At 54.6% G+C, this 24,041-nt stretch carries 19 protein-coding genes; 18 read left to right on the top strand and 1 reads right to left on the bottom strand.

Going from position 1 to position 24,041, the window contains the following annotated elements; all coding sequences use genetic code 11:
- Nucleotides 1-16 precede the first annotated feature (16 nt).
- From FAZ14_RS02855 to nuoN, 12 genes are all read left to right on the top strand, one after another.
- Nucleotides 17-691, top strand: coding sequence for a NuoB/complex I 20 kDa subunit family protein (locus FAZ14_RS02855; protein WP_012885398.1), 675 nt, complete (start codon nt 17-19; stop codon nt 689-691).
- A gap of 117 nt (nt 692-808) precedes the next feature.
- Nucleotides 809-2,608 (top strand): NADH-quinone oxidoreductase subunit C/D, encoded by a 1,800-nt coding sequence (nuoC, locus tag FAZ14_RS02850; protein ID WP_016941081.1) that lies wholly within the window; start codon nt 809-811, stop codon nt 2,606-2,608.
- 2 nt (nt 2,609-2,610) lie between these two features.
- Nucleotides 2,611-3,141, top strand: a complete 531-nt coding sequence (nuoE, locus tag FAZ14_RS02845) for an NADH-quinone oxidoreductase subunit NuoE (RefSeq protein WP_016941080.1) — start codon at nt 2,611-2,613, stop codon at nt 3,139-3,141.
- Nucleotides 3,138-4,487 carry an NADH-quinone oxidoreductase subunit NuoF gene (gene nuoF, locus FAZ14_RS02840; RefSeq protein WP_016941079.1) on the top strand — a complete coding sequence of 450 codons (1,350 nt, stop codon included), beginning with the start codon at nt 3,138-3,140 and terminating at the stop codon, nt 4,485-4,487. The genes nuoE and nuoF overlap by 4 nt, the downstream gene beginning before the upstream one ends.
- 114 nt (nt 4,488-4,601) lie before the next feature.
- Nucleotides 4,602-7,328, top strand: coding sequence for an NADH-quinone oxidoreductase subunit NuoG (nuoG, locus tag FAZ14_RS02835; protein ID WP_038925835.1), 2,727 nt, complete (start codon nt 4,602-4,604; stop codon nt 7,326-7,328).
- A complete protein-coding gene (nuoH, locus tag FAZ14_RS02830) occupies nt 7,325-8,299 on the top strand; it encodes an NADH-quinone oxidoreductase subunit NuoH (RefSeq protein ID WP_016941077.1) in 975 nt (324 codons plus the stop codon). Before nuoG ends, nuoH begins: the two co-directional genes overlap by 4 nt.
- A gap of 16 nt (nt 8,300-8,315) precedes the next feature.
- A complete protein-coding gene (gene nuoI, locus FAZ14_RS02825; protein ID WP_012769140.1) occupies nt 8,316-8,858 on the top strand; it encodes an NADH-quinone oxidoreductase subunit NuoI in 543 nt (180 codons plus the stop codon).
- Nucleotides 8,859-8,868: 10 nt separating this feature from the next.
- Entirely contained in the window at nt 8,869-9,420 is a 552-nt protein-coding gene (gene nuoJ / locus FAZ14_RS02820) for an NADH-quinone oxidoreductase subunit J (protein ID WP_016941076.1), read from the top strand.
- A complete protein-coding gene (gene nuoK, locus FAZ14_RS02815) occupies nt 9,417-9,719 on the top strand; it encodes an NADH-quinone oxidoreductase subunit NuoK (RefSeq protein ID WP_012885391.1) in 303 nt (100 codons plus the stop codon). The genes nuoJ and nuoK overlap by 4 nt, the downstream gene beginning before the upstream one ends.
- Complete coding sequence (gene nuoL, locus FAZ14_RS02810) at nt 9,716-11,566, top strand: NADH-quinone oxidoreductase subunit L (protein ID WP_153507997.1); 1,851 nt, start codon at nt 9,716-9,718, stop codon at nt 11,564-11,566. Before nuoK ends, nuoL begins: the two co-directional genes overlap by 4 nt.
- Nucleotides 11,567-11,662: 96 nt before the next feature.
- On the top strand, nt 11,663-13,198 hold the full coding sequence (gene nuoM / locus FAZ14_RS02805; RefSeq protein ID WP_038925775.1) for an NADH-quinone oxidoreductase subunit M: 1,536 nt from the start codon (nt 11,663-11,665) through the stop codon (nt 13,196-13,198).
- 6 nt (nt 13,199-13,204) lie between these two features.
- On the top strand, nt 13,205-14,662 hold the full coding sequence (gene nuoN, locus FAZ14_RS02800) for an NADH-quinone oxidoreductase subunit NuoN (RefSeq protein WP_153507996.1): 1,458 nt from the start codon (nt 13,205-13,207) through the stop codon (nt 14,660-14,662).
- Nucleotides 14,663-15,225: 563 nt separating this feature from the next.
- Here the strand turns inward: nuoN and FAZ14_RS02795 are convergent.
- Nucleotides 15,226-16,107 (bottom strand): PhzF family phenazine biosynthesis protein, encoded by an 882-nt coding sequence (locus FAZ14_RS02795; RefSeq protein ID WP_153507995.1) that lies wholly within the window; start codon nt 16,105-16,107, stop codon nt 15,226-15,228.
- 213 nt (nt 16,108-16,320) lie between these two features.
- Here FAZ14_RS02795 and FAZ14_RS02790 point away from each other — a divergent pair, with 213 nt between their 5' ends.
- The 6 genes from FAZ14_RS02790 to FAZ14_RS02765 all read left to right on the top strand — a co-directional run bounded on the left by FAZ14_RS02790 (nt 16,321) and on the right by FAZ14_RS02765 (nt 24,022).
- Nucleotides 16,321-17,913: an ABC-F family ATPase gene (locus FAZ14_RS02790; RefSeq protein WP_016941068.1), complete on the top strand. Its 1,593-nt coding sequence runs from the start codon at nt 16,321-16,323 to the stop codon at nt 17,911-17,913.
- Between the two features lie 588 nt (nt 17,914-18,501).
- On the top strand, nt 18,502-19,629 hold the full coding sequence (gene hybO / locus FAZ14_RS02785) for a hydrogenase 2 small subunit (RefSeq protein WP_016941067.1): 1,128 nt from the start codon (nt 18,502-18,504) through the stop codon (nt 19,627-19,629).
- Between the two features lie 3 nt (nt 19,630-19,632).
- On the top strand, nt 19,633-20,652 hold the full coding sequence (hybA, locus tag FAZ14_RS02780; RefSeq protein WP_038925772.1) for a hydrogenase 2 operon protein HybA: 1,020 nt from the start codon (nt 19,633-19,635) through the stop codon (nt 20,650-20,652).
- Nucleotides 20,639-21,838: a Ni/Fe-hydrogenase cytochrome b subunit gene (gene hybB, locus FAZ14_RS02775; protein WP_016941065.1), complete on the top strand. Its 1,200-nt coding sequence runs from the start codon at nt 20,639-20,641 to the stop codon at nt 21,836-21,838. Before hybA ends, hybB begins: the two co-directional genes overlap by 14 nt.
- Nucleotides 21,816-23,522: a hydrogenase 2 large subunit gene (gene hybC, locus FAZ14_RS02770; protein WP_016941064.1), complete on the top strand. Its 1,707-nt coding sequence runs from the start codon at nt 21,816-21,818 to the stop codon at nt 23,520-23,522. The genes hybB and hybC overlap by 23 nt, the downstream gene beginning before the upstream one ends.
- A complete protein-coding gene (locus FAZ14_RS02765) occupies nt 23,522-24,022 on the top strand; it encodes a HyaD/HybD family hydrogenase maturation endopeptidase (RefSeq protein WP_153507994.1) in 501 nt (166 codons plus the stop codon). The genes hybC and FAZ14_RS02765 overlap by 1 nt, the downstream gene beginning before the upstream one ends.
- Nucleotides 24,023-24,041: the final 19 nt, after the last annotated feature.

The raw sequence follows: 24,041 nt of genomic DNA, 5'->3' as shown, positions 1-24,041 counted from the left end.
GCGAGGCATTTAGAAGATGGATTATACGCTCACCCGCATTGACCCGGACGGTGAGAACGACCGTTACCCCCTCCAGAAGCAAGAGATTGTCAGCGATCCGCTTGAGCAGCATGTCAATCGCAGCGTTTTCATGGGCAACCTGGAACAGTCGCTGCACAGCATGGTCAACTGGGGGCGCAGCAATTCCTTGTGGCCTTATAACTTCGGTCTTTCCTGTTGCTATGTAGAAATGGCGACATCCTTTACCTCAGTGCACGATGTGGCGCGCTTTGGTTCCGAAGTTATTCGTGCTTCACCGCGTCAGGCGGATTTCATGGTCGTGGCCGGTACGCCGTTCTTAAAAATGGCGCCGGTCATTCAGCGTTTATACGACCAGATGTTGGCACCTAAATGGGTTATCTCCATGGGAGCCTGTGCGAATTCCGGCGGTATGTACGATATTTATTCCGTAGTGCAGGGAGTGGATAAGTTCCTGCCGGTCGATGTGTACATCCCTGGATGCCCGCCACGCCCGGAAGCCTACATGCAGGCACTGTTGCTGCTGAAAGAGTCTATTGGTAAGGAACGCCGTCCTCTGTCATGGGTGGTAGGCGATCAGGGGGTTTACCGCGCGAACATGCAATCCGAGCGCGAACGTAAACGAGGCGAGCGCATTGCGGTAACCAACCTGCGTTCTCCTGATGAGATTTGACCCCTGTGAGTGAAGGCTGTAGTGGCTACGTAAGATCACGGTAAATTCATATCACGATAAACGTGTGTAGCCATCATCAGTCACAGAAATAGCACATTTACTGTGGTGACATAATTTATGACAGATTTAACGACGCACGATGTCGCTCTGCCTGCATGGCAAACCCGTGATCACATGGATGATCCGGTCGTTGGCGAGCTGTGTAACCGTTTTGGGCCGGAAGCATTCACCATCCAGGCAACCCGTACCGGTCTGCCGGTAGTTTGGGTGAAACGTGAGCAATTGCTGGATGTAGTGGTTTTCCTGAAAAAACAGCCTAAACCCTATGTGATGCTGCTTGACCTGCATGGTGTGGACGAACGTCTGCGTACCCACCGCCAAGGGTTGCCGGATGCTGATTTTACCGTTTTCTACCACTTTATTTCGATTGAGCGTAACCGCGATATCATGCTGAAAGTGGCGCTGTCTGAAAACGATCTCAACATGCCTACCCTGACCAAACTGTTCCCTAACGCCAACTGGTATGAGCGTGAAGTGTGGGACATGTTTGGCATCACCTTCAAAGGTCACCCTCACCTGACGCGCATCATGATGCCGCAGACCTGGCAGGGTCACCCGCTGCGTAAAGATTTCCCGGCGCGTGCTACCGAGTTCGATCCTTTCGTGCTGACCAAACAGCGCGAGGATATGGAGATGGAGTCCCTGACCTTCAAACCAGAAGAGTGGGGGATGAAGCGCGGTACGAATAATGAAGACTTCATGTTCCTGAACCTGGGGCCGAACCACCCGTCTGCGCATGGTGCCTTCCGTATCATCCTGCAGCTCGACGGTGAAGAGATTGTCGATTGTATTCCTGATATCGGCTATCACCACCGTGGTGCGGAAAAAATGGGTGAACGCCAGTCCTGGCACAGCTATATCCCTTACACCGACCGTATCGAATACCTCGGCGGTTGTGTAAATGAAATGCCTTATGTGCTGGCGGTAGAAAAACTGGCGGGTATCGAGGTGCCGGAACGCGTGAAGGTGATTCGCGTCATGCTGTCCGAACTGTTCCGTATCAACAGCCACCTGCTGTACATCAGTACCTTTATTCAAGACGTTGGTGCCATGACACCGGTGTTCTTCGCGTTTACCGATCGTCAGAAAATCTACGACTTGGTCGAAGCGATTACCGGCTACCGTATGCACCCGGCCTGGTTCCGTATCGGTGGTGTTGCACATGACCTGCCGCGTGGCTGGGAGCGTCTGCTGCGTGAGTTCCTTGATTGGATGCCGGCTCGTCTGGACACCTACATCAAAGCTGCGCTGCAAAACAGTATTCTGAAAGGGCGTTCACAAGGTGTTGCCGCTTACAACGCTAAAGAAGCGTTGGAATGGGGTGTGACTGGTGCAGGCCTGCGTGCTACCGGCATCGCATTCGATGTGCGTAAAGCCCGTCCTTACTCTGGCTATGAAAACTTCGATTTTGAGATACCGGTGGGCGATGGCATTAGTGATTGCTACAGCCGCGTCATGCTGAAAGTAGAAGAGCTGCGTCAGAGTCTGCGTATTCTGGAACAGTGCCTGAAGAACATGCCGGAAGGTCCGTTCAAGGCTGATCATCCGCTGACTACGCCGCCACCGAAAGAGCGCACGCTGCAACATATTGAGACGCTGATTAACCACTTCCTGCAGGTTTCCTGGGGCCCGGTGATGCCGGCTAACGAATCATTCCAGATGATCGAAGCGACCAAGGGAATCAACAGTTATTACCTGACCAGCGACGGCAGCACCATGAGTTACCGAACCCGTATTCGCACGCCGAGCTTTGCGCACCTGCAACAGATCCCGGCGGTGATTCGTGGCTGTCTGGTATCCGACTTGATCGTATACCTCGGTAGTATTGATTTTGTCATGTCAGATGTGGACCGCTAATTATGCACGACCATAACAACACTCAGGATTCTATCGATGCTCCGGCGCAGGCCGCCAGCGATGTTTTTGTGTTAAGTGACACAGAGCGTGATGCTATCGAGCATGAAAAACACCACTACGAAGATGCGCGCGCGGCGTCTATCGAAGCGCTGAAAATTGTACAGAAACAGCGTGGATGGGTACCGGATGGCGCGATTAACGCCATTGCTGATGTGCTGGGTATCCCGGCCAGCGATGTGGAAGGCGTAGCGACGTTTTATAGCCAGATTTACCGTCAGCCGGTAGGCCGCCATGTTATCCGCTACTGCGACAGCGTCGTGTGCCACATCACGGGCTATCAAGGCATTCAGGCTGCGCTGGAGAGAAAGCTGAATATCAAGCCGGGCCAGACGACATTTGATGGTCGTTTCACATTATTGCCGACCTGCTGTCTGGGGAACTGCGACAAGGGGCCGACGATGATGATCGACGAAGATACCCACAGTCAGTTGAAGCCTGATGATCTCGATTCGTTACTGGAGCAGTATCAATGAGTAAAAACATTGTTCTGACGGCTGAACAGCATCCTTTGACCTGGCGCTTGCGTGCCGACAAGCAGCCGGTATGGTTGGACGAATACCGCAGCAAAAATGGTTATGCCGGTGCTAAAAAAGCACTGACCGGTATGGCGCAGGATGAGGTTGTCACCCTGGTTAAAGATGCCGGGTTGCGTGGTCGCGGTGGTGCAGGTTTCTCCACAGGTCTTAAGTGGAGCCTGATGCCGAAAGACGAAAGCATGAATATCCGCTACCTGCTGTGCAACGCGGATGAGATGGAACCGGGTACCTACAAAGACCGCCTGCTGATGGAGCAAATGCCGCATCTGCTGGTGGAAGGCATGTTAATCGGTGCTTATGCGCTGAAAGCCTATCGCGGTTATATCTTCCTGCGCGGCGAATACGTTGAGGCGGCGGCCAATTTACGTCGTGCTATCGCTGAGGCGACACAAGCAGGGCTGCTTGGCAAAAACATCATGGGCACCGGCTTTGATTTTGAGCTGTTTGTCCACACCGGTGCGGGTCGTTACATTTGCGGCGAAGAAACAGCGCTTATCAACTCGCTGGAAGGTCGTCGCGCCAATCCTCGCTCTAAACCACCGTTCCCGGCTTCTGCTGGTGCGTGGGGTAAACCCACCTGCGTTAACAACGTAGAAACGCTGTGCAACGTACCTGCCATTATTGAGCATGGTGTTGAGTGGTATCAGGGGCTGTCAGCTGGCAAGAGTAAAGATGCCGGCACCAAACTGATGGGCTTCTCCGGCCGTGTGAAAAATCCAGGTCTGTGGGAACTGCCGTTTGGCACGACTGCCCGTGAAATCCTGGAAGACTATGCCGGTGGGATGCGCGATGGTCTGACCTTAAAAGCGTGGCAGCCTGGCGGAGCCGGTACCGACTTTCTGACCGATGCCCATCTCGACTTACCGATGGACTTCGAAAACATCGGTAAGGCGGGTAGCCGTCTGGGTACGGCGCTGGCGATGGCAGTTGATAATGAGATCAACATGGTATCGCTGACCCGCAATCTGGAAGAGTTTTTCGCCCGTGAGTCCTGCGGCTGGTGTACGCCTTGCCGTGACGGCTTGCCGTGGAGCGTGAAGATTTTGCGTGCGCTGGAGCGTGGTGAAGGGCAACCCGGCGATATTGAAACGCTGGAACAATTGTGCCGCTTCCTGGGGCCGGGTAACACCTTCTGCGCGCATGCGCCGGGTGCGGTCGAACCGTTGCAGAGCGCCATTAAATATTTCCGGGACGAATTCGAGGCAGGCATCGCCAGACAGGTTGTCAGTAACGCCAAACCGATTGGCGGTATTCAGCCCAACCTGCTGAAACAGCGCTGGTAATCACGTTGCCCGGTGTGTTGAGCATCATGCCGGGAGTCAACGTCGATTCATCCCGCAGACAGAATTTTTGATTAGTGCCCGCCTGAGGTGGGCTGTTATGGAAGCATGCTGACTATGGCAACGATTCATGTAGACGGCAAAGAATATGAAGTGGACGGAGCGGATAACCTGCTGCAGGCTTGTCTGTCTCTGGGACTTGATATTCCTTACTTTTGCTGGCATCCGGCGCTGGGGAGCGTCGGTGCTTGCCGCCTGTGTGCGGTCAAGCAGTATCAGAACGCGGAAGATACCCGTGGTCGTCTGGTAATGTCCTGTATGACGCCAGCGTCGGATGGCGCTTATATCGCTATTGACGATGACGAAGCAAAGCAGTTCCGCAAAACCATTGTGGAATTTCTGATGACCAACCACCCGCACGACTGTCCGGTCTGTGAAGAGGGGGGGAACTGTCATCTGCAGGATATGACCGTAATGACGGGCCATAACTTCCGTCGTTACCGTTTCACCAAGCGTACGCATCACAACCAGGATCTTGGCCCGTTCATCTCCCATGAGATGAACCGTTGTATCGCTTGTTACCGTTGCGTGCGGTATTACAAGGATTACGCCGACGGTAAAGATTTGGGTGTTTACGGTGCGCATGACAACGTCTATTTCGGTCGTCCGGAAGATGGCGTGTTGGAAAGCGAATTTTCCGGCAACCTGGTGGAAGTATGCCCGACTGGGGTATTCACCGACAAAACCCATTCTGAACGTTACAACCGTAAATGGGATATGCAGTTCGCGCCGAGCATTTGTCAGCAGTGCAGCGTGGGATGTAACACCAGTCCTGGCGAGCGCTATGGCGAATTGCGCCGCATCGAAAACCGCTATAACGGCAGCGTGAACCATTATTTCCTGTGCGACCGCGGTCGTTTCGGTTATGGCTACGTCAACCTGAAAGACCGTCCTCGTCAGCCATTGCAACGTCGTGGCGATGACTGGATTGCCCTGAATGCCGAGCAGGCATTGCAAGGTGCCGCCGATGTGTTGCGTCAGGCTAAACGTGTCATCGGTATCGGGTCGCCGCGCGCCAGCGTAGAAAGCAACTTCGCGTTGCGTGAGCTGGTCGGTGCCGACAACTTCTACACCGGTGTATCGCAGGCTGAGCAAAACCGTCTGCAATTGATGCTCAACGTGCTGAAAGAGAGTGGTGTCCGTACGCCTTCTCTGCGTGAAATCGAAAGCTATGACGCTGTGCTGGTGTTGGGTGAAGATTTAACCCAGACCGGGGCGCGTATTGCACTGGCGGTCCGTCAGGCAGTGAAAGGCAAAGCCCGTGAGCTGGCGGCAGCCCAGAAAGTCGCTGACTGGCAGATAGCCGCCATCTTGAATATCGGTCAGCACGCCAAACACCCGCTGTTTGTGACTAACGTCGATAGTACCCGTCTGGATGATATCGCGGCGTGGAATTACCGTGCACCGGTAGCAGAACAGGCTCGCCTGGGCTTCGCGATTGCTCATGCACTCGACAATGCGGCCCCGGCCGTTAGCGATTTACCTGCTGATCTTACCCAGAAAGTGGACGTCATCGTTCAGGCACTGGCTGGCGCTCGCAAACCGTTGATTATCTCTGGCACCAATGCCGGTAGCGACGACGTGATTGCAGCGGCTGCTAACGTTGCCAAGGCGCTCAAAGCCCGCGGTTCTGACGTCGGCATTACGTTTGTCGCCGCCGCTGCCAACAGCATGGGTGTGGCGATGATCGGTGGTGGTTCGCTGGATGATGCACTGTCTCAGTTGGAAACCGGCGAAGCCGACAGTGTGGTGGTGTTGGAAAATGATCTGTATCGCCATGCGCCTGCGGCACGTGTCGATGCGGCGCTGGCAAAAGCAACCAATCTGATTGTGTTGGATCACCAGCGTACGGCGATCATGGATAAAGCCAGTCTGGTGCTGTCTTCCGCCAGCTTTGCAGAAAGCGACGGTACGCTCATCAGTCAGGAAGGTCGTGCGCAGCGCTTCTTCCAGGTTTACGAGCCGACCTACTATGACAACAAGGTGGTTATGCTGGAAAGCTGGCGTTGGTTGCATTCCCTGTATATCACCTATAACAGCCGTCAGGTGGACTGGACACAACTGGACCATGTTATCGACGCCTGTGTCAGCGCGCTGCCGCAACTGGCGGCAATCAAGGACGCTGCACCGGATGCCTCGTTCCGCGTCCAGGGTCAGAAACTGGCACGTGAACCACATCGTTACAGTGGTCGTACCGCTATGCGCGCCAACATCAGCGTGCATGAGCCGCGTCAGCCACAGGACCGCGACACTATGTTCGCCTTCTCAATGGAAGGGAACAACAGTCCGTTGGCCGAGCGTCAGCAGGTGCCGTTTGCCTGGACACCGGGTTGGAACTCACCGCAAGCGTGGAACAAATTCCAGGATGAAGTGGGCGGACATTTGCGCCACGGCGATCCGGGCGTGCGTCTTATCGAAGCGGGTGAGGGTTCGCTGCCATACTTCAGTCAGATCCCCGCGCCGTTTGCTCCTCAACAAGGGCAGTGGCAGGTTGCGCCTTACTACAATCTGTTTGGTAGCGACGAGTTGTCACAGCGTTCTGGTGTGATTCAGCAGCGTATGCCACAGGCTTGTGCGGTCGTGAGTCAGGCGGATGCCGCGTTGTTAGGGGTTAATGCCGGAGCGTTGCTGGACATCACCTGTGGTGGTCAGACGCTGCGCCTGCCGGTGCGGTTAAGTGCTGAACTGCGTCAGGGTCAGATTGGTTTACCGCTGGGCTTCCCGGGCGTTGCTCCGGTGCTGGCGGGTGCGACCGTTGAAATGCTGCGGGAGGCTGCACAATGAGTTGGTTGACTCCGGATGTACTGGATATTCTGGCTACCGTCGGCAAAGCAGTTGTGATTCTGCTGGTCGTAGTCAGCTGCGGTGCGCTGATGAGTATGGGGGAGCGCCGTTTGCTGGCGCTGTTCCAGGGGCGTTACGGACCTAACCGCGTAGGCTGGGGCGGTTCGCTGCAACTGGTATCGGACATGCTCAAAATGTTCTTCAAAGAGGACTGGACGCCGCCGTTTGCCGACAAGGTGATTTTCACGCTGGCACCGGTAATTGCGTTTACGTCGCTGCTGCTGTCGTTCGCTATCGTACCGGTTAGCCCAACCTGGCAGGTCGCCAACCTGAACATCGGGGTATTGTTTTTCCTGATGATGGCAGGGCTGGCGGTTTACGCCGTACTGTTTGCCGGATGGTCGAGTAATAACAAATACTCGCTGTTGGGTGCGGTGCGTGCGTCGGCGCAAACACTGAGCTATGAGGTGTTCCTCGGATTGTCGCTGATGGGGGTGGTCGCGCAGGCGGGTTCGTTCAACATGGCGGATATCGTTAACGCGCAGTCCACGGTGTGGAACGTCATCCCGCAGTTCTTTGGCTTTATCACCTTTGCGATTGCGGGTGTGGCGGTGTGTCACCGTCATCCGTTTGACCAACCGGAAGCGGAACAGGAACTGGCAGACGGCTACCATATCGAGTACTCCGGGATGAAATTCGGTCTGTTCTTCGTCGGTGAATACATCGGTATCGTGACGGTCTCTGCGCTTATCGTCACGTTGTTCTTCGGCGGCTGGCATGGTCCTTTCCTGCCGCCGTTCGTCTGGTTTGCGTTGAAAACGGCGTTTTTCATGATGATGTTCATCCTGATTCGTGCATCGTTGCCACGTCCGCGTTATGACCAGGTGATGGCATTCGGCTGGCGTGTATGTTTGCCGCTGACGCTGCTGAACCTGCTGGTGACCGCTGCGGTCATTCTGTACAACGCTTGATAGGGGTGAATAAACCATGACACTGAAAGAACTTTTGATTGGTTTCGGCACCCAGGTACGCAGTATCTGTATGGTGGGTTCCAACGCGTTTAAAAAGCGTGAAACCAAAATGTATCCGGAAGAGCCGGTGAATCCACCGCCGCGCTTCCGTGGTCGCATTGTACTGACCCGTGATCCAGACGGACAGGAGCGTTGCGTCGCCTGTAACCTGTGCGCCGTAGCCTGTCCGGTAGGCTGTATCTCCCTGCAGAAGGCGGAAATGAAGGATGGCCGTTGGTATCCGGAGTTTTTCCGCATCAACTTCTCTCGTTGCATTTTCTGCGGCATGTGTGAAGAGGCCTGCCCGACGACGGCAATTCAGCTGACCCCTGATTTTGAAATGGGTGAGTTCAAGCGCCAGGATCTGGTGTACGAAAAAGAAGATCTGCTGATCTCGGGGCCGGGTAAATATCCGGAATACAACTTCTACCGGATGGCCGGTATGGCTGTTGATGGGAAAGAGAAGGGCGAAGCCGAAAACGAAGCCAAACCCATTGACGTCAAAGGCCTGCTGCCCTAAGGAGCCAAGCATGGAATTCGCTTTTTATGCGACTGCGATTATTGCGGTACTGGCAACACTACGTGTCATTACCCATACCAATCCAGTACATGCATTACTGTATTTGATTGTTTCGTTACTGGCGGTTGCCGGTGTGTTCTTCTCGCTGGGGGCGTATTTCGCCGGGGCGCTGGAGATAATCGTCTACGCTGGCGCCATCATGGTGTTGTTCGTCTTCGTGGTCATGATGCTGAATCTCGGTAATTCGGTGGATGAACAGGAAAAACTGTGGCTGAAGCCTGCTGTGTGGATAGGACCGGGGGCGCTTTCTCTGATTCTGCTGGCGGTGATCGTCAAAGGGATCGTCAGCATCACCGACCAGAATATCGCCGGTAATATGGTTGATGCAAAAGCGGTGGGTATCAGTTTGTTCGGCCCGTACGTGCTGGCGGTCGAACTGGCATCGATGCTGTTGCTGGCCGGTCTGGTGGTGGCTTTCCACATTGGCCGTGAAGATAAGCGCGGAGAGCTGATTGCCAAAGATCAGGATACCGATAAGAAAATAACGGAGGAACGCGCATGATTCCGCTACAACATGGTTTGCTGTTGGCGGCCATCCTCTTTGTGCTGGGGCTGACCGGGCTGGTGATTCGTCGCAATCTGCTGTTTATGCTGATTTGTCTGGAAATCATGATTAATGCTGCGGCGCTGGCTTTTGTGGTTGCAGGAAGCTACTGGGGGCAATCGGATGGTCAGGTGATGTATATCCTGGCTATTACGCTGGCCGCAGCGGAGGCCAGTATTGGTCTGGCGTTGCTGCTTCAGCTGTATCGTCGCCGTCAGACCCTGAATATTGATACTGTCAGTGAGATGCGCGGATGAACTTACTCTACTTAACTATTCTGTTTCCGCTGATCGGATTCCTGTTACTGGCTTTCTCTCGTGGACGCTGGTCGGAAAATGTTTCCGCGACTATCGGGGTGGGGTCGATTGGCCTGGCTGCGCTGGTTACCGGCGGAGTGGTGATGGATTTTCTCAGCCAGCAACAGCCTGGCGGGGTGACCTTCTTCAGTCAGCACCTGTGGAGCTGGATGACGGTAGGCAAGTTCGACATCGGCGTTACGCTGGCGTTGGACGGTTTGTCGTTGACCATGCTGTCGGTGGTGACTGGCGTGGGCTTCTTCATCCATCTGTTTGCCTCCTGGTACATGCGCGGTGAAGAGGGGTATTCCCGCTTCTTTGCCTACACCAACCTGTTCATCGCCAGCATGGTTGTGCTGGTGCTGTCAGACAACCTGTTGCTGATGTACCTCGGCTGGGAAGGGGTGGGGCTGTGCAGTTACCTGCTGATTGGCTTCTACTACACTAACCCGAATAACGGTGCGGCGGCGATGAAAGCCTTCATCGTTACCCGTGTGGGCGACGTGTTCCTGGCGATTGCGTTATTCATCCTGTATCGCGAATTGGGTACGTTGAACTTCCGTGACCTGATGGTGTTGGCACCGCAGCATTTTGCTGAAGGCTCACCGGCTATCACCTGGGCAACGCTGATGCTGTTGGGTGGTGCGGTAGGTAAATCGGCTCAGTTGCCGTTGCAAACCTGGCTGGCGGATGCGATGGCTGGTCCGACACCGGTTTCCGCGTTGATTCACGCGGCAACCATGGTGACCGCAGGTGTATATCTGATCGCCCGTACCCACGGCCTGTTCCTGCTGGCACCGGATATATTGCATCTGGTGGCCAATGTGGGTGCTATTACCTTGCTGCTGGCGGGTTTCGCCGCACTGGTACAGACCGACATCAAGCGTGTGTTGGCCTACTCCACCATGAGCCAGATTGGTTATATGTTCCTGGCTCTGGGTGTTCAGGCGTGGGACGCCGCCATCTTCCATCTGATGACGCATGCGTTCTTCAAAGCACTGCTGTTCCTGTCCTCCGGCTCGGTCATTCTGGCCTGCCATCATGAACAAAACATCTTCAAGATGGGTGGCCTGCGTAAGACCATTCCGCTGGTATACGCCTGTTTCCTGGTGGGTGGCGCGGCGCTGTCGGCATTGCCGATGGTAACGGCCGGTTTCTTCAGTAAGGACGAAATCCTGGCGGGTGCCTGGGCCAACGGTCATATCAATCTGGTAGTTGCCGGTCTGGTGGGCGCGTTCATGACGTCGCTGTATACCTTCCGGATGATTTTTATCGTGTTCCATGGTGAAGCAAAAACCAAAGCCCACGCAGGTAAGGGAATCTCCCACCACTTGCCGTTGCTGGTGCTGCTGGTGCTGTCCACCTTCGTTGGCGCTCAGATTGCGCTGCCGCTGCATGGCGTACTGCCAGCTACGACCGAACTTGAACATGGTCAGGTCATGACGCTGGAAATCGCCTCTGGTGTGGTAGCTATCGCCGGTATTTTGCTGGCAGCCGCACTGTGGCTGGGCAAACGCCAGTTGGTGACCAGTGTCGCCAACAGTGCACCGGGTCGCTTCTTCTCAACATGGTGGTTCCATGCCTGGGGATTCGACTGGCTGTACGACAAGGTGTTCGTCAAACCGTATCTGGCCATTGCGGCATTGCTGCAGCGTGACCCGCTGAATGCGTTGATGAATATTCCAGCCATTATTACCCGTTGGGGTAACCGTGCGCTGGTCGTCAGCGAAAACGGGCAGGTGCGCTGGTATGCCGCATCAATGGGCATCGGCGCTGTGGTGGTACTGGCGCTGCTGTTGCTGGTTTAAGCGATGCGGTAATGCAGAGGGGCGGGGCTCATAACATCGTGTGGCCCCGCAGGCAGCAAGTTTTTCGTTTTCTTTAATTTAGGGACACAAAACGCCATGCTACTACCTTGGCTGATTCTTATCCCCTTTATCGGCGGCCTGCTGTGCTGGCAGTTCGAGCGCTTCGGCACGCGAGTGCCGCGCTGGATCGCGCTGATCTCAATGGGGTTAACACTGGCGCTGTCATTGCAGTTGTGGCTGCAAGGCGGCTTTTCGCTGGCGACACCGACGGGCATCCCGCAGTGGCAGTCGGAGTTCATCCTGAACTGGATACCGCGTTTCGGTATCTCTATTCACCTGGCGCTTGATGGTCTGTCATTGCTGATGGTCGTGCTGACCGGCCTGCTGGGTGTGCTGGCGATCCTCTGTTCCTGGCGTGAGATTCAACGCTATCAGGGCTTTTTCCACCTGAACTTGCTGTGGATCCTCGGCGGTGTGATTGGTGTCTTCCTGGCCATCGACATGTTCCTGTTCTTCTTCTTCTGGGAAATGATGTTGGTGCCGATGTACTTCCTGATCGCGCTGTGGGGGCACAAAGGGTCTGACGGTAAAACGCGTATCGCTGCTGCGACTAAATTCTTTATTTATACGCAGGCGAGTGGTCTGGTGATGTTGATAGCCATTCTGGCGTTGGTGTTCGTTCATCATAATGCCACTGGTGAATGGACCTTTGACTATTCCCGTCTGCTGAAGACCCCGATGTCTTACGGGCTGGAATACGCACTGATGCTGGGTTTCTTCATCGCTTTCGCGGTGAAAATGCCGGTAGTACCGTTGCATGGTTGGCTGCCCGATGCGCACAGCCAGGCACCGACCGCAGGTTCTGTTGACCTGGCAGGTATTCTGCTGAAAACGGCGGCTTACGGTTTATTGCGATTCAGCCTGCCGCTGTTCCCGAATGCTTCCCATGATTTTGCGCCTATCGCGATGTGGTTGGGGATTATCGGTATTTTCTACGGCGCCTGGATGGCCTTTAAACAAACCGATATCAAACGCCTTATTGCCTATACCTCGGTATCGCACATGGGCTTTGTGATGATTGCCATCTACTCCGGCAGCCAACTGGCTTATCAGGGTGCGGTGGTGCAGATGATTGCACACGGCCTGTCAGCGGCGGGTCTGTTCATTATCTGTGGTCAGATGTATGAACGTCTGCACACGCGCGATCTGCGTCAGATGGGCGGATTGTGGGGGCGTATTCGTTACTTGCCTGCACTGTCGCTGTTCTTTGCAGTGGCTACCCTCGGGATGCCGGGTACCGGTAACTTTGTTGGCGAATTCATGATCCTGTTCGGCAGCTACCCTGTCGTGCCGGTGATTACGGTGATTTCAACGTTTGGTCTGGTGTTTGCTTCTGTGTATTCGCTGGTGATGATGCAACGTGCATTCTACGGTGCCCCTAAATCGGATGAACCGCTGCAGGGTATGACCGCACGTGAACTGTCACTCATTCTGCTGCTGGTGGTACTGCTGGTGCTGTTGGGTGTTTATCCGCAGCCGATTCTGGACACGTCCAGTGCGGCGATGGCGAATATCCAGCACTGGTTTACGTCATCGGTTCAGAGTTCAACAATTTCAACGACAGGGCTGTAATTCGCCATGACAATAACTCCTCAACAACTGATCGCGATGTCGCCACTGTTAATCGTCGGATTGACAGTTGTGGTTGTGATGCTGTGCATTGCGTGGCGACGCAACCATTTTATCAACGCAACGCTGACGGTCATCGGCCTGAACATTGCGCTGTTATCGCTGTATCTGGTCGGCCAGGTTGGGCCGACCGACGTGACTCCGCTTATCCGGGTCGATGGTTTCTCGATGTTCTATACCGGTCTGGTGTTGGCAGCGAGCCTGGCGACCAGTACCTTTGCGTACCCGTGGCTGGAAGGTTTCCCGGATAATAAAGACGAGTTCTACCTGATGGTGCTGATTGCGGCGCTGGGCGGTATTCTGCTGGCGAGCGCAAACCATCTGGCCGCGTTCTTCATCGGCATCGAGCTTATCTCTCTGCCGTTGTTCGGTATGGTGGGGTATGCTTTCCGTCAGAAGCGTTCGCTGGAAGCGGCTATCAAGTACATGCTGCTGTCTGCCGCTGCATCCTCATTCCTGCTGTTTGGTATGGCGCTGGTGTATGCCGATTCCGGCAGCCTGAGCTTCGCCAGTCTTGGCAAGAGCCTCGCTGATCACCAACTGCACGCACCGTTGCTGCTGGCTGGTCTGGGCATGATGCTGGTCGGCCTGGGCTTCAAGCTGTCGCTGGTACCGTTCCATCTGTGGACTCCCGATGTTTATCAGGGTGCTCCGGCACCGGTGTCAACCTTCCTGGCGACCGCCAGTAAAATCGCTATCTTTGGTGCGGTAATGCGTTTGTTCTTGTACGCACCGCTGGTTGATAGCGAGTCGGTACGCACTACGCTGGGTATCATTGCTTTTGCATCGATCCTGTTTGGTAACCTGATGGCGGTGGCGCAGAGCAACATCAAGCGTCTGCTGGGGTACTCCTCCATTGCGCACCTGGGGTATCTGCTGGTGGCGTTGATTGCTGTGCAGACGCATCAGCTGGCACTGGAAACCATCGGTGTGTATCTGGCGGGTTACCTGTTCAGTAGCCTGGGCGCGTTTGGTGTGGTCAGCCTGATGTCCAGCCCGTACCGTGGGCCGGATGCGGATTCACTGTTCTCTTACCGTGGGTTGTTCTGGCATAAGCCAATTCTGTCTGCGGTGATGACGGTGATGATGCTGTCACTGGCTGGTATTCCGATGACGCTGGGCTTCTTCGGTAAATTCTATGTTCTGGCGGTAGGCGTTAACGCGCATCTGTGGTGGTTGAGTGCCGCTGTCGTAGTAGGCAGTGCCATCGGTCTGTATTACTACCTGCGCGTACTGATCAGTTTGTATCTGAGCGCACCACAGACCCTGAACCGCGACACGCCAAGCAACTGGGCGTTGACCGCAGGCGGTGTTGTCGTGCTGATTTCATCGGTGCTGGTGTTGCTGCTGGGTCTTTATCCGCAGCCGCTGATTTCGCTGGTACAACTGGCGCAGCCACTGATGTAATCCTACTTTCTGTCATACTGAAAGCCGCGCATGTCGCGGCTTTTTTTACGCTGAGCATCAGGCAAAGGCAGAAGAACGTGGATGACAGATAGAGCGAATGCGCTGACGTAAGGTCAGAACGGAAAACCGGATGACTATGCTGGAGACTAAAATCAGAAAGGGTTTGAGGAAAACTAAAACCAGAAAGGAAATCGAGAATACGGCAAGGGAAACATCAGGAAGAGATAAAAACTAAAGCCGCCTGATCGAAGTGGGCGGCTTTTAGTCTGCGGCGTTCATCTTAAAACGGGCTGATGATGGAACCGATACGTTCGCAGTAGCTAACGTAGATGTCGCCGAGTTTTTTGAAGAAGCTGATGAATGCGTTCATGTGGTATCTCCATTGTTGTCGTGGGTGTTTTGTGTGACGTTCATCACGGTTTTGATAATAATGGATAAGAAACGGCATTTCAACTTTTTCGTGATAAAAGTCACATTATTTTTACGAGTGCCGTGCGTGACCATGAATGACGAGCCGCCAGCGGCAGGCTCGTCGTCAGATGGGTAACATCAGAAAGCATGCATCAGAGGGTGAGATGCCCGTCAATCAAGGTGGTGCTGTAACCGCCAATCCACGGTTGACCATCAATGTAGGAAACGGTAACCCGGCCATCGCGGTACAGCATGGTGCCCTGACGCACGCGATAACCAAGCCGATGGTCTGCCTGTTCCGGTAACGGGCTGTGCTGAATCACGCGAGCAATACAAGCGTTGGCGCTACCGGTTACCGGGTCTTCCACCACGGCATCATTCAGCATAAAGAAGGCGCGCACTTCATAGTCCGTGGGCGTGCTATCGTCATGTGGCCCATAGATTGCCACGCCATCGGTCTGGGCGAGTTGCTGCAAGCGTTGCAGATGAGCCGCGTCTGGGCGGGCATTCAGGCAGGCTCGTGCACTTTCCATTCGTACCGTCAGCCAGCGTATCCCCATGTGGACATTGATCGGGCGATGATCCGGATGGCGTAAATGGCTACCGATGGCGGCGTCGAGTAACGCGTTATGGTGAGGGTCGAGTTCGGTCATGGTGACCTCTGGCGCACGAAACGCCAGCTGACCGTCACTGCCTATCGCAACCGGTACCAGACCAACGCCACACTGCTGGATAAGCTGATGCGGGACATGTGGCGTCAGGCCCGACTCCAATAGCGCGTGCGCGGTGCCAAGCGTAGGGTGGCCCGCGAAGGGCAGCTCGTTCTGTGGGGTGAAAATCCGTACCCGATAATCAGCCACCGGGTTATCCGGTGTCAGCACAAACGTGGTTTCCGACAAGTTAGTCCAGCGGGCAATCGCTTGCATTTGTTCGTCGCTAAGCCCATCGGCATCCAGAATGACGGCGAGCGGATTGCCTTTAGTGGGGTGCTGACTGAATACATCGACCTGTTTGAAACGGCGTGATGACGGCATCTGATTTTTCCTTTTGCAAGCTGGCTCAGCGTTCATTATGTATGCCCGGTTACGCGCTGTCGTGCCTGTTTTCAATGAGTACCCGCTCAGCCTGGCACGGATGACGACCTGAAACCCGCCATCTGATTAAAAAATGTGCTTCAATCGCCGGGATTCTGGGTCTCGCTTGTGGCATAATGCGCGCCAAATCACATTCCGAATCGAGTAAGTGCTGTGCTGGTAACCAATAATATTACGATGCAATTCGGCAGTAAGCCGTTGTTTGAAAACATTTCTGTCAAATTTGGCGGCGGTAATCGCTATGGTCTGATCGGCGCCAATGGGTGTGGCAAATCGACATTTATGAAGATCCTCGGCGGCGATCTGGCACCGAGTGCGGGTAACATCGCGATTGATCCGAATGAGCGGATCGGTAAATTGCGTCAGGATCAGTTCGCGTTTGAACAATATACCGTGCTGGATACGGTAATCATGGGTCACGTCGAGCTGTGGGAAGTGAAGGAAGAGCGTGACCGCATCTATGCGCTGAGCGAAATGAGCGAGGAAGACGGTTACCGGGTGGCCGATCTGGAAGTCAAATACGGCGAAATGGATGGCTACAGTGCCGAGTCACGCGCTGGTGAACTGCTGTTGGGTGTGGGTATTCCGCTGGATCAGCACTATGGGCCGATGAGCGAAGTTGCACCGGGTTGGAAACTGCGTGTGTTGCTGGCGCAGGCACTGTTTTCCAACCCAGATATTCTGTTACTGGACGAACCGACCAACAACCTGGATATTGACACCATCCGCTGGCTGGAGCAGGTGCTGAACGAACGTGATAGCACCATGATCATCATTTCCCATGACCGCCACTTCCTGAATATGGTGTGCACCCACATGGCGGACCTGGATTATGGCGAACTGCGCATTTATCCGGGCAATTACGATGAGTACATGACCGCGGCAACGCAGGCGCGTGAACGTCTGCTTTCGGATAACGCTAAGAAGAAAGCGCAGATTGCCGAGTTGCAGTCGTTTGTCAGCCGCTTTAGCGCTAACGCGTCCAAGTCACGTCAGGCAACATCCCGTGCGCGCCAGATAGAAAAAATCCAGTTGGAAGAGGTGAAAGCCTCCAGCCGTCAAAACCCCTTTATTCGTTTCGATCAGGATAAGAAACTGTTCCGTAACGCGCTGGAAATCGACAGCCTGACCAAAGGGTTTGATAATGGGCCGCTGTTCAGCCAGCTAAAAATGCTGGTGGAAGTCGGGGAAAAAGTAGCGATTCTGGGTACCAACGGGATCGGTAAATCTACCTTGCTGAAAACACTGGTGGGTGAACTGGAACCGGAATCCGGCCTGGTGAAGTGGTCGGAAAACGCGCGTATTGGCTATTATGCGCAGGACCATGAGTACGAGTTTGACGATGAACTGACGGTATTTGACTGGATGAGTCAGTGGAAGCAAGAAAACGATGACGAGCAGGCGGTACGCAGCGTGCTGGGTCGTCTGCTGTTTTCTCAGGACGATATCCGTAAAAAAGTCAAAGTGCTGTCCGGAGGGGAGAAAGGGCGGATGTTGTTCGGCAAGCTGATGATGCAAAAACCGAACATTTTGGTGATGGACGAACCGACTAACCACCTGGATATGGAATCCATCGAGTCACTAAATATGGCGCTGGAGCTTTATCAGGGAACGTTGCTGTTCGTGTCGCATGACCGTGAATTCGTTAGCTCACTGGCAACCCGCATTGTTGAGATTATGCCAGGTAAAGTGGTTGATTTCAGTGGTAACTACGAAGACTACCTACGCAGTCGCGGAATAGAATAATATTCAGCGTATTGAAGAAAAGCAGCCATTACCGGCTGCTTTTTTTATTGCGCGAAATGTTAAAACGCCGCACCGTAGAATCACGATGGCGGTGAGATAATCAAAATCCTGAATAAAAAACCACCACAGGGCACACTTTTATCTTTGCGACTGGCAGCAATATTATCCTGCAATTACACTTTTAAAAGTAAAATAGCTAAAGTAACCGGTTGGGGCGAGAGTGAGTGATAAAGATAAATCAATAATTAAAGAATAAAATCAAATAAAGGTATGATTTAATAAAATATTTTAAAATCAATGCCATGATAATTTTATTATAACTGATATAAGGCGTAGTTAAATCGATTAAGCAATTCTGGATCACAAAAAAATATGTGTTTTTTACGCATTGAGATATTTTCTCATTTAATCGCAGTCCGGTGCTTTTAAAAAAGGAATGTCGCGAAGAACTTCACAGAAGACGCATAAATAGAATGGTTATTCCCCGGCCGATTGATAGAGATCAAGTCGGTGACGTTATTCTCCTCATTATTCTATGCCGACACGGAAATGTGTTACTCCGACTTGGCTACAGGAGAATAATAAAGAATGAATGGGGAAAATATGATGCTTTCCCATCACGGTATCAATCGCCGTGATTTTATGAAGCTATGTGCAGCACTTGCCGCCACCATGGGGTTAAAAGAGGCCGCTGCCGCACAGATGGCACAGTCACTGACGTCTCCCCAGCGTCCGCCGGTGATCTGGATTGGCGCTCAGGAATGTACCGGGTGTACCGAATCCCTGTTGCGTGCTACCCACCCGACCATTGAAAATCTGCTACTAAATACCATTTCGCTGGAATACCACGAAGTCCTTTCAGCCGCGTTTGGCGAACAGGCTGAGGAGAACAAGCACCGGGCTATCGAACAGTACAAAGGTAAATATGTTCTGGTGGTAGACGGTTCCATCCCGCTGAAAGATGGCGGCATCTATTGCATGGTGGCCGGCAAGCCGATTGTCGAGCACATTCGTGCCGCCGCTGAGCATGCTGCCGCTATCGTCGCTATTGGGTCGTGTTCTGCCTGGGGCGGGGTACCTGCCAGCGGCTCCAACCCAACGGGAGCCGCCAGCTTGCAAGCGGTGCTGCCGGGTAAAACCGTTATCAACATTCCCGGTTGTCCACCCAACCCGCACAACTTCCTGGCGACCGTGGCGCACATCATTACCTATCAGCGTGCGCCCGCACTCGACAGCCAGAATCGTCCCACCTTTGCTTATGCCCGCCTGATTCACGAGAACTGCGAACGTCGTCCGCATTTCGACGCAGGTCGGTTTGCCAAAGAGTTTGGCGATGAAGGGCATCGGCAGGGATGGTGCCTCTATCACCTTGGTTGCAAAGGGCCGGAAACCTACGGCAACTGCCCGACGCTGGAGTTTTGTGACGTGGGCGGCGGCATTTGGCCGGTGGGGATCGGGCATCCATGCTACGGCTGCAACGAGCAGGGCATCGGTTTTACCAAGGGTATTTTCCAGCTGGCGAATGTGGAAAATCCGACGCCACGTGTTGAAAAACCGTCGGTGACCAGCCCGGAAGGCGGCAACAGCTCCGCTACCGCGACAGGGCTTATCGGCGGCGTGCTGGGGGCGGTAGCCGGTGTGAGCCTGATGGCAGTACGCGAATTGGGTCGGCAGCAAAAACAGCAGGACGCCGGCAACGCATCCCGGGAGGGTTAAGCCGTGAACAGACGCAATTTTTTCAAGCTGGCGTCCGCGGGAGCATTGCTGGCGGGGACGCCGCTTGCCAGTCAGGCGCAGGCCACCAACCGGCCGCCAATTCCTGGCGCGCTCGGCATGCTGTACGACTCGACGCTGTGTGTGGGCTGTCAGGCATGTGTAAGCAAGTGCCAACAGGTCAACAAGCTGGAATATAAACCGGATAGCTCGGTCTATTCCGGTGGCGCGGCGACCTGGTCCAACAATGACAAGCTCAGCCCTTATACCAACAACATCATTCAGGTGTGGCGTAGCGGCGACGGCAAGAACAAAGATCAGGAAAAAGACGGTTACGCCTACATCAAGAAGCAGTGCATGCACTGCGTCGATCCCAACTGTGTGTCGGTGTGTCCGGTATCGGCGTTGAAGAAAGATCCGAAAACTGGCGTGGTGCATTACGACGCCAGCATCTGTACCGGGTGTCGTTATTGCATGGTGGCGTGCCCGTTCGATGTGCCGAAGTACGACTATGAAAACCCGCTTGGCAAAATCCACAAATGCGAGCTGTGCAACCAGCCTGAGCTGGCCAGACTCGACAAAGGCGGCATGCCGGGGTGTGTGGAAGTCTGTCCGACGGGTGCGGTGATTTACGGCACCCGTGAGCAACTGCTGGAGGAAGCAAAACGTCGACTGGCGCTGAAACCGGGTGATGAATACGCCTATCCACGCCAGACGTTGGACAGGAAAGACACCTACCAGCACACCGTGCCACGCTACGAACGCTATGTCTATGGCGAGAAGGAAGCGGGCGGGACGCAAGTGCTGGTGTTGTCTGGGGTGCCGTACTCAAATCTGGAAATGCCCGCGTTGGATTCGCTGTCTACCGGTGCACGCTCAGAGCACATCCAGCACACGCTGTACAAAGGTATGGTGTTACCACTGGCTGTATTGGCTGGGTTATCCGTACTGGTGCATCGCAATACCCGTGCAGAGCGCGAGGAGACGCACGACGACTCACAGGAGAAACCTCATGACGGCTCATAAAGCAAGTCCGTTGGGCGGTCGGCTGGTGAGCTGGCCGGTGATGCTGCTGGCTCCGCTGGTGGCGATTTGCGCGATCCTCATCGTGAAACGTCTGTTTCTGGGGATAGGTTCCGTTGCCGATCTTAACGGCGGCTACCCGTGGGGGATCTGGATCGCGTTTGACCTGCTGGTCGGTACCGGTTTTGCCTGCGGCGGTTGGGCGTTGGCCTGGGCGGTGTATGTATTCAACCGTGGCGAATACCACCCGTTAGTACGTCCGGCGCTACTCGCCAGCCTGTTTGGTTATTCGCTGGGTGGATTGTCCATCACCATCGACGTTGGCCGTTACTGGAACCTGCCGTACTTTTATATCCCCGGTTATTTCAATACCAACTCGGTACTGTTTGAAACCGCCGTGTGTATGACTATCTACATCGGGGTGATGGCGCTGGAGTTTGCCCCAGTCGTACTGGAACGCTTCGGTTGGAAGGTCTCGCTGAAACGACTCAACAAGGTGATGTTCTTCATCATTGCGTTGGGGGCGTTACTGCCGACGATGCACCAGTCATCGATGGGGTCGCTGATGATTTCCGCCGGTTATAAAGTGCATCCGCTGTGGCAAAGCTATGAACTGTTGCCGCTGCTGTCGCTGCTGACCGCGTTCATCATGGGCTTTTCGATCGTGATTTTCGAAGGCTCGCTGGTACAGGCTGGGCTGAAAGGGCGTGGCCCAGACGAACAGGCGTTGTTCCGCAAACTGACAGGGCTTGCCCATGTGCTGGTGCTGCTGTTTGTGGTGCTGCGCTTCGGTGAAATCATCTGGCACCAAAAAACCGCATTGTTGTTCGCTGGTGACCGGTTTGCTGTCATGTTCTGGTGTGAAGCCGCGTTGATGGTCTTGCCGCTGGTGCTGCTGCGCTTGAAACGCTGCCGTCAGGATGCCCGCTGGCTGTTCGTCAGTGCACTCTGCATGCTGTTTGGCGCGGCCCTGTGGCGACTGAGCTATTCGCTGCTGGCGTTCAACCCCGGCAACGGCTACCACTACTTTCCTAAAGCGCAGGAGATCCTGATTTCCATTGGCTTCGTCGCCATTGAGGTCTGCGCCTACATCTTGTTAATCCGCCTGCTGCCGGTACTGCCCGCGCTGAAAGGCGAACATACGCATCATCAGGCTGAGGTAAAGCATGAGCCAACGCATCACCATTGATCCCATTACCCGTATCGAAGGGCATCTGCGCATTGATTGCGAAATTGAAAACGGCAAGGTCACCAAAGCCTGGTCATCCGGCACGATGTGGCGTGGCATGGAAGAGATTGTCAAAGGGCGTGACCCGCGTGATGCCTGGATGATCGTGCAGCGTATCTGCGGCGTGTGCACCACCGTGCATGCTATCGCTTCCGTGCGTGCGGTAGAGAATGGGCTTGGCCTGAATGTGCCGGTCAACGCCCAGTACATCCGCAACCTGATTCTGGCCGCGCACAGTATCCATGACCATATTGTGCATTTCTACCAGTTGTCGGCGCTCGACTGGGTGGATGTGACCTCCGCGTTGAAAGCCGATCCGCAGAAAGCGGCGACGCTGCTTAACGGGTTATCCACGTGGCCGCTGAATACCGCTGCCGAGTTCACCAAAGTGCAGCAGAAGCTCAAAGATCTGGTTGCCAGCGGTCAGTTGGGTATTTTCGCCAACGGCTACTGGGGCCACCCGGCGATGTCGTTGCCGCCGGAAGTGAACCTGATTGCCGTCGCTCACTATCTGCAGGCGCTGGAATGCCAGCGTGATGCTAACCGTATCGTGGCGATCCTGGGCGGCAAGTCACCGCATATCCAGAATCTGGCGGTTGGCGGCGTGGCTAACCCAATCAACCTAGATGCCCCGAGCGTACTCAATCTGGAACGGTTGATGTATGTGAAGAGCTTCATCGACCGGTTGGGTGATTTTATCGAGCAGGTCTACAAAGTGGACTGCGCGGTGATTGCTGCCCATTACCCACAATGGTTGTCGCTGGGACGCGGTGCCGATCATTACCTGAGCGTGCCGGAACTGCCGACCGACAACAAGAACGGTAGCTTCCTGCTGGCGGGCGGATATATAGAAAACAGCGATCTGTCGACGTACCGACCGATCACCAGCCACAGCGATAAGTTCCTGATAGACGGTATCCGTGAGAGCGGTAAACACGCCTGGTATCAGGACGACCAGCCGTTGGCACCGTGGGAAGGGCTGACCCGACCGAAGTACACCGGCTGGCATGAAGACGGCAAATACTCCTGGGTGAAATCGCCGACTTTCTACGGTAAAACCGTGGAAGTGGGGCCGCTGGCCTGGTTGCTGTGCGGTCTGGCTGCGAAGCATAAAGACACGTTGACCCATTTCTCTCAGGTTAAAGCCGCTTATCAGACGCTCAGTGGACACCAACTGGAAGAGAAACATCTGCACTCCACGTTGGGTCGTGTGATTGGCCGTACGGTGCACTGCTGCGTACTGAAAGATACGCTAGCGCAGCAATGGCAGGCGCTGGTGGACAACATCGGTAAAGGCGATCATCAGACCTTCATCAAACCGGACTTTTCACCCGATACCGAGTTTCACGGTGTGGGCTTCGGGGAAATGCCGCGCGGCATGCTGTCGCACTGGGTGGTGTTTAAAAACGGCAAAATCACTAACTATCAGGCGGTAGTGCCGTCGACCTGGACATCCTGCCCACGTAACGGTGAAGACAAGCCCGGCCCGTACGAGCAGTCGCTGGTCGGTACACCGGTGGCGGACCCGCATAAGCCGTTGGAAGTGGTACGAACCATCCACTCCTTCGACCCCTGTATGTCTTGTGCGGTGCACGTAGTGGATACCGTGAATGGCAATGAAGTGACGCGGGTGAAGGTGCTGTGATGAATATACTGGTGTTGGGGATCGGCAATATTTTGCTGAGTGATGAAGGGGTTGGGGTGCGTCTGGTGGAACAACTGGAGCAGTGCTTTGACTGCACACCCGCCATTGATGTGGTGGACGGTGGTACCTGTGGCATGGAGCTGATGGAATACATGGCCGGGCGTGATCACCTGATCGTTGCCGATGCGGTATTGACCGGCAAGGCACCGGGCAGTGTGACGGTGCTGCGTGACCGTGAAGTCCCGGCATTGTTTACCCGTAAAATCTCCCCGCACCAGTTAGGTCTGGCTGATGTGCTGATGGCGTTGCAATTGACCGGCGAATTTCCCCGCCAACTGACACTGGTTGGCGTGGAGCCGGAAGCGCTCGATTCCGGTATCGGCTTGTCCGATACCGTGACCCGTGCGCTGGAACCGGCGTTACAGCACATTATCGTCGCGCTGCGTCAAAGTGGCGTGACGGTAACGGAGAAAACCACGCAGGAGGTGTGTGGTGACTGATATTTTTTCTGCTTCGCCA

Source organism: Dickeya oryzae (assembly GCF_009372235.1).
GTDB lineage: Bacteria > Pseudomonadota > Gammaproteobacteria > Enterobacterales > Enterobacteriaceae > Dickeya > Dickeya oryzae.
The sequence above is the reverse complement of the archived record's forward strand: the minus strand, read 5'-3'. Positions and strand labels throughout refer to the sequence as shown.